General features: G+C 65.9%; 1 protein-coding gene. It reads left to right on the top strand.

Annotated features, from left to right (window positions below; genetic code table 11):
* Positions 1 to 201: 201 nt before the first annotated feature.
* On the top strand, positions 202 to 507 hold a 306-nt coding region (locus FK268_RS24010; RefSeq protein ID WP_146437933.1), incomplete at its 3' end, for a hypothetical protein.

The raw sequence follows: 507 nt of genomic DNA, 5'->3' as shown, positions 1-507 counted from the left end.
ACCAAGGACGGACCTGGTGGGAAACGAGGACGGGCTTCGTCAAGAACTGGGACGGACCTCGGCAAGAAACACGACGGACTTCGCGGGAAACGAGGACGGACCTCGGCACGAAACGCGACGGACTTCGTCAAGAACTGGGACGGACTTCGACAGGAATCAGGACGGACTTCGGCGGGAAGGGGGCGTTGATAGGGTGCGGCCATGAGTCATGGCTGGATGGTCGCCGCGTACATGGTGGCGGGCGCCCTCGTCCTGGCCCAATGGGCGCGAGCGGTGTGGGGGAGTGGGGCACTTGCCCGCCTCCTGCGGATGCTGGCCGCTCGCCAGGGCATGTCCTCCAATGTCCGTCTGCTGCTGCTGTGCGTCCCACTGATCGGGGCTGTTGCCTTCGTGGTGGGCGCGATGATGTTCCCGGGGATGCCGAAGACGGGTGTCCGGATCGCGGCCTGGCTCCTCGTCGCCCTCGTTGTCGCGACGGTGACGACCTTCGTGTGGTCCCTCGTGGAG

The organism is Tsukamurella sputi, assembly GCF_007858445.1.
Lineage (GTDB): Bacteria > Actinomycetota > Actinomycetes > Mycobacteriales > Mycobacteriaceae > Tsukamurella > Tsukamurella sputi.
Note: the sequence above shows the minus strand (reverse complement) of the source record. Positions and strands in the feature narration are given on the sequence as shown.